The 3527-nt window shown below is 67.5% G+C and carries 7 protein-coding genes; all 7 read left to right on the top strand.

Annotated features, from left to right (window positions below; translation table 11 throughout):
- On the top strand, positions 1 to 251 hold a 251-nt coding region (locus JNK68_00670), incomplete at its 5' end, for a cytochrome d ubiquinol oxidase subunit II (protein MBL8538859.1).
- A gap of 101 nt (positions 252 to 352) precedes the next feature.
- A complete protein-coding gene (locus JNK68_00665) occupies positions 353 to 700 on the top strand; it encodes a DUF1840 domain-containing protein (protein ID MBL8538858.1) in 348 nt (115 codons plus the stop codon).
- 66 nt (positions 701 to 766) lie between these two features.
- Positions 767 to 1132 (top strand): hypothetical protein, encoded by a 366-nt coding sequence (locus JNK68_00660; protein MBL8538857.1) that lies wholly within the window; start codon positions 767 to 769, stop codon positions 1130 to 1132.
- 31 nt (positions 1133 to 1163) lie between these two features.
- On the top strand, positions 1164 to 2297 hold the full coding sequence (locus JNK68_00655) for a ThiF family adenylyltransferase (protein MBL8538856.1): 1134 nt from the start codon (positions 1164 to 1166) through the stop codon (positions 2295 to 2297).
- Positions 2298 to 2299: 2 nt separating this feature from the next.
- Entirely contained in the window at positions 2300 to 2554 is a 255-nt protein-coding gene (locus JNK68_00650) for a hypothetical protein (protein MBL8538855.1), read from the top strand.
- A gap of 26 nt (positions 2555 to 2580) precedes the next feature.
- Positions 2581 to 3216, top strand: coding sequence for a hypothetical protein (locus JNK68_00645; GenBank protein ID MBL8538854.1), 636 nt, complete (start codon positions 2581 to 2583; stop codon positions 3214 to 3216).
- Positions 3213 to 3527, top strand: a 315-nt coding sequence (locus JNK68_00640; GenBank protein ID MBL8538853.1) for a hypothetical protein, incomplete at its 3' end; no start/stop codon positions are given. The genes JNK68_00645 and JNK68_00640, both read left to right, overlap by 4 nt.

Raw genomic sequence — 3527 nt, 5'->3', positions numbered from 1 at the left:
CCTGGCGCCGGCGCGACGGCGTGCCGTTCGCCATGGCGGCGCTTTTCTTCCTCAGCGCCTATCTCACCCTCGGCGTCATGTTCTGGCCGTACATGATTCCGTATACCATCACGGTCGCCAGCGCTGCCGCCCCGGACGCGTCGCTCGACTTCCTGTTTCGCGGCGCGATCGTCATCCTGCCGGTGATTGCGATCTACACGATCTGCGTCTACTGGGTGTTTCGCGGCAAGACGAAACGCGGCTACGGGTGAAGCGGAGAGTCTCACCCGCAGCATGACTTCTCGTGGTGGCAGCGCGGATCCACCGACTCGCGCGGTGGTCAAGCGCAGCGCAACTCATTAGGATAGCGATCATGCTCATTCGATTCGAAAGCAAGGCGGGCCGGCTCACGATGTTCCGCAATGTCGCGGTGCATCTGCTCAAGATGATGGGGCACAGCGGCACCGTGCCGAGCGCCATTCTCGCGGCGGACATCCCGGCCGCCATCGAGCGGCTGGAGCAGTCGCTTAAGAATCCGCCGCCGCTCCCGCCCGATCCGCAGTCCACACAGGACGCGCAGCGCGAGGCGGGCGACGAAAAGGAGCCGCGCGTCTCGCTGCCGCAGCGTGCCTATCCGCTGCTCCAGCTCCTGCGCAATGCCGCCGCGCAGAAAGTCGACGTGATGTGGGAACAGGAAGGCGCGGCACCGCTCAAATTCTGATCCGGCGCGAGCGCCGCCCCGGGGCGGCGCGTCAACCCCTCGCAGGCTGATCCGTTGCAGGCCGTCATGGCGCGACTCCTTCCTCTGCTCCTCTTCATCGGCTTCTGTTTCTGGCTGATCTCCCACTGGTCTTCGGCACCGCGCGGGGGCGCCACGTATCGTCCGCGCCCGCGCTGGCCCGACTGGTTCGCTGTCGATGGCAAGGCGGCGGCTTCCGGCACTGTCCACATCGTCCGCAGGAGCGAACTCGCGGGCGTGCGCGACGCGTATTCGAGCGCGGCGATCGATCCGACGCGGCCGCTTTCCCGTTGCGGCAAATGTCTGTCGGTCTACAACAGCGAGAGCCTCGCTGTGCTGAAGAGCGAGAACGGCGGTCGCTGCATGGTCTGCGACGGCACCGACCTGGGTCCCGTGCGCGTCGTCGACGACTGATCGCGGCAGTCCTCCCACCGTCGTCCGCGCGATGGACACGGATCGCTATCTGCGTCACAGCCTGATCGACTGGTTCTCCCAGGAGCGCGTGCAGGCGTCGCGCATTGCGGTGATCGGCGCCGGCGCGGTCGGCAACGAGGTGGTGAAGAATCTCGCGCTGCTCGGCACGGGCGCGATCGATCTCTACGATTTCGACCGCGTCGAGATCCACAACCTCACGCGCAGCATCTTCCTGCGCGCGGAGGACGTCGGCGAATCGAAGGCGGCAGCGGTGGTTGCGCGCGCCCGCGAAGTCGATCCAGCCGTGAAGCTGCGCGCGGTCGAAGGCGATTTCTGGCGGACGCTCACGCTGTCGTCACTTGCGACGTACAGCGCCGTGGTCTGCGGTGTCGACAACTTCGAAGCACGGCTGCGAGTCGACCAGATGTGTTTCATCGCCGGTGTCGATCTCGTCAACACCGCCATCGACAGCCGCTTCGTCACGGTGGAGACGTTTCCGTTTTCCGCCGGCACGCTGCCGGCGTGCTATGAATGTCACCTGCCACCGTCCGCCTACCAGCGCGTGGCCGAACGTTATTCGTGCGGCTGGCTGAGGAAGGCGGCCTTCGTCGAGCGGAAGATTCCGACCACGACCATCACGGCGAGCGTTGCCGGTGCGCTGGCCGCCTCGGCGGCGCTCCGGTTCGCAGCGACCGCAGACGGCACGGCGCAGCGGATCTTCTTCGACACGCTGCGCGGCACGAGCACGCTGACGAGCCTCGACCGTCAGCCGGAGTGTCCGAACTGCACAGGTTTCGCACGCCGCCCGCAGGTGATCGCCGCGGGAAACGATTGGCTGCGACGACTGTCGGAGTGCACGAGGCAATCGGCACGGGCTCCCGATCTCGTGCTGCGCCTGAGCGACCCCGTGGTCACCGCGTGCCAGTGTGCGAGCTGTGGCGACACCTCGCACTGTGCCGCTTGCGTCGATCGGCGCGCGGCAGACTTCGACGATCGCATCACGGTCTGCGCGGCATGTGGGGTAAGCGCGGTCCGCGTGGAGATACGCGAGGAGTTCACGGCCGAGGAACTCTCGCGCCGGTTCGGACTCGCGTCCCCACCGGCCAAGTACGCGCTGGCGCAAGTCGGGGACGAATCGATCTGTCTCGATTTCGAGGAGAAGTGAGGATGTCGCAAGAGGTCAAGTTGCTGGTGCGCACGGCGGACCAGACGCGCAAGGCGGAGCTTACGCTGGGCGAGAGCAGCACCGGCGGCGAGATCATCCAGGCGGCGGTCGACAACTGGGCGCTGCCCGCCGACACCGATTACACGCTGGTGAACACGACCACCGGACGCGCGCTGGCGCCCGCCGATTCGCTCGCCAGGAGCGGCGTCAAGCCCGGCGACGTGCTCGAGGTGCAGCCGGTGCTGGTGGCTGGTTAAGCCGGTCAAGGCTTCACGCGAACCGCATGGCGAGTCCGGTTCGTCTCGCCGCCGATGTCGAACGGCTGCAGGCGCTTGCCGCGGCCTCCCGTGGTCGCATCCGGCTCCTCGCGCTGCCCACACCCGGCTCGTCGCGCTTCGTGATCGAGCTGGGGTTTGCGACGGCGGCGTCCTCCGGCTATCCGTCGGATCGACGCACGAACTCGCGGCTCGCCATCGACCTGCCGGCGCGCTATCCCTTCATGCCGCCGGCCGCGACGGTCACGACGCCGATCTTCCATCCGAACGTGTATCCGTCCGGGGTGGTCTGCCTCGGGACGAAATGGCTGCCGAGCGAGGGGATGGACCTCTTCGTCCGGCGCATCGCACAGCTCGTCACCTTCGATCCGCTCATCGTGAACACGCAGTCGGTCGCGAATCCGGCCGCACTGCACTGGTACGTGCAGACGCTGCGGAAGTTTCCACAGGCGTTTCCCACCGATCGCGTCGAGTTCGATGCGGGAGATGCGCCAGAGGCGCAGATCCGCCGGGATGCGTCTGGCGAAGCGCGGCGCGTGGTTCGCACCTGTCCGCACTGCGGCGCCGGCCTGCGCTTGCCGGCCGGGCGTAGCGGCAGCGTCCGCTGCCCCAAGTGTGCGCATGGTTTCGAGGCTACGACGTGATTCAGTGGCGCGAACAGACGACCGAGCTGCCACGCGCGCCGCTCGTGCACCTGACGCGACGCCTCGCTGCTGCCGATGTCGAGAGCATCACGGCGCAGTGCGATCGGGGGCGCGTCGTCGTGGTCGATGCGCAGGCGCACGCGGATGTGGCGCAGCACCTTGCGACGAGTCGCGACGAGCAGGGTGGACTGCTGATCGGGCAGGTCTTCACCCGCGACGCCGACGCGATCGCCGCCGTCTTCATCCGGATCGGGGTCGCCGCCCCGGACTTCGCAAGTTCCGGCGTGTCGCTGCGCATGGAGTCCGGCGTC

The organism is Betaproteobacteria bacterium (genome assembly GCA_016791345.1).
Classification (GTDB): Bacteria; Pseudomonadota; Gammaproteobacteria; order Burkholderiales; family JAEUMW01; genus JAEUMW01.
This window is presented reverse-complemented; position numbering and strand designations above follow the sequence as displayed.